2 protein-coding genes are annotated in these 2506 nt (G+C 61.7%); both read right to left on the bottom strand.

Annotation, left to right across the window (positions count from 1 at the left end; all coding sequences use genetic code 11):
* Positions 1–876, bottom strand: an 876-nt coding sequence (locus AC1DH9_RS27175) for an NAD(P)/FAD-dependent oxidoreductase (protein WP_477809136.1), incomplete at its 3' end; no start/stop codon positions are given.
* 55 nt (positions 877–931) lie between these two features.
* Positions 932–2422 (bottom strand): aldehyde dehydrogenase, encoded by a 1491-nt coding sequence (locus AC1DH9_RS27180; protein ID WP_477809137.1) that lies wholly within the window; start codon positions 2420–2422, stop codon positions 932–934.
* Positions 2423–2506: the final 84 nt, after the last annotated feature.

The following is a 2506-nucleotide window of genomic DNA, read 5'->3' on the forward strand; positions in this document are numbered from 1 at the left end:
GTCAGTCAGGCGGTAGTAGTCGAGCAGGTAGTTGCAGTCTTCGACGCAGTAGTTGTTGCTGATCAGGCTCTTGGCGACTTTGGCCGACAAGGGCTCGGTGACGACGATTTGCGAACCGCAGGGCATGCTCTTGCGGGTGACGCGGTTGTCGAGGTCCTGAGGCAAGTAGGCGTTGCCGGCGATCAGCAGGTATTTGGCCCGCACCACGCCTTTGGCAGTGCGCACGGTGATCGGCTCGCCGTAGGTGATTTCCAYGGCCGCCGATTGCTCGTAGATCTTGCCGCCCAGGCCGATGATGGCCGAGGCTTCACCGAGTGCCAGGTTCAATGGGTGGATGTGGCCGCCCTGCATGTCCAGCAGGCCGCCGACGTAGTTGTCGCAACCCACTTCGTGCTTGATCTCGGCCGCGTCGAGCATTCTCAGGTTCTTGTTGCCGTAGCGCTCCCAGCTGCGTTTCTGCTCGGCCAGGCCTTTGAGCTGCTTCTTGTTCAGCGCCGCGAAAATGCCACCGGGCTTGTAGTCGCACTTGATGTCGTACTGCTTGATGCGCGAACGGATGATGTCCGCGCCCTCAAAGATCATGCTGCCCAGCACTTCGGCAGTCTTGTCGCCGTAACGCTCTTCGATGACATCGACGTCGCGGCTGTAGGAGTTGACCAGTTGACCGCCGTTGCGACCGCTGGCGCCGTAGCCGACCTTGGCGGCTTCGAGCACGGTGACGCTGTAGCCCGCTTCACTGAGGAACAGGGCCGAGGACAAACCGGTGTAGCCCGCGCCGATGACGCAGACATCGCACTCGACCAGTTCTTCGAGCACCGGAAAATCGATGGTCTCGTTGCGGGTTGCGGCGTAGTAGCTGTTTACATKTTTTTGCATGATTGAGTTCCCGAACGGTCGCGGGCACTTGCCTGCGACCGCCGCTGTAGAAGTGTTAGAGCTTGATCCAGGTCGCTTTGAGTTCGGTGTATTTATCGAACGCATGCAGCGATTTGTCCCGACCGTTACCCGACTGCTTGAACCCGCCGAACGGCGCGGTCATGTCGCCGCCGTCGTACTGGTTGACCCAGACGCTGCCGGCGCGCAAGCCGCGAGCGAAGGTGTGGGCCTTGCTCAGGTTGCTGGTCCAGACCCCGGCGGCCAGACCGAAGATGCTGTCGTTGGCAATCGCCAATGCTTCTTCGGCGGTGTCGAAGGTGATCAGCGACAGCACCGGGCCGAAGATCTCTTCCCGGGCGATGGTCATGGCGTTGGTCACGCCGTCGAAAATTGCCGGTTCCACGTACAGGCCACCGGTGTCTTCAAGGGCGCGATTACCGCCCGCAATCAGTTGGGCGCCCTGCTCTTTGCCGATGCTGATGTAGCGCAGCACGTTGTCCAGTTGGCGCTGATCGACCACTGCGCCGACGGTGGTTTCCGGATCGAGGGCATGCCCCGGTTTCCAGGCTTGCAGCGCTTCCACCAGCAGCGGGATGAACTGCTCGCGAATCGAACGTTCCACCAGCAAACGCGAACCGGCGGTGCAGACTTCACCCTGGTTGAAGGCGATCGCACTGGCCGCAGCTGTAGCTGCCGCGCGCAGATCCGGCGCGTCGGCAAACACCACGTTCGGGCTTTTGCCACCGGCTTCCAGCCAGACGCGTTTCATGTTGCTTTGCCCGGCGTAGATCAGCAGTTGCTTGGCAATCGCCGTCGAGCCGGTGAAGGCCAGAACGTCGACGTCCATGTGCAGCGCCAGCGCCTTGCCGACGGTGTGACCGAAGCCCGGCAGGACGTTGAACACGCCTTTCGGGATGCCCGCGTCGAGCGCCAGTTGGGCGATGCGAATCGCCGTCAGCGGTGACTTTTCCGAAGGCTTGAGGATGAACGAGTTACCCGCCGCCAGGGCCGGTGCGAACTTCCAGCTGGCCATGATCAACGGGAAGTTCCACGGTACGATGGCCGCGACCACGCCTGACGGTTCACGGGTGACCAGACCCAACTGGTCGTGCGGCGTCGCCGCAACTTCGTCGTAGATCTTGTCGATCGCCTCGGCGCTCCAGCGGATCGCGTTGGCGGTCGCAGGAATGKCGATGCTCATGGCGTCGCTGATCGGCTTGCCCATGTCGAGGGTTTCCAGCAGCGCCAGTTCTTCCTGGTTCGCCAGAATCAGATCGGCGAAACGAATCAGGATGCGCTTGCGCTCAGCCGGGGCCAGTTTGGCCCAGACGCCGGACTCGAACGCCCGGCGCGCAGCCTGCACCGCCACATTCGCGTCGGCTTCGTCGGTGCTGGCGACGTTCGCCAGGAAGCGGCCGTCCACCGGGCTCACGCATTCAAAGGTGTCGCGGCTAAGTGCCGAGCAGTAGTGGCCGTCAATGAATGCCCGACCTTCGATTGTCAAGGACTGGAAGCGTTGCTCCCAGTCGCTGCGAGTAATTGCCATTGAAGTGACTCAACGCAGAGGGATAAGTAGTTGTCGGACCAAGGCCAACCCATTAAGGACCAGAAAACCACAACCCCTTGTGGG

The sequence above is a fragment of the Pseudomonas sp. 05T35 genome (assembly GCF_056396605.1).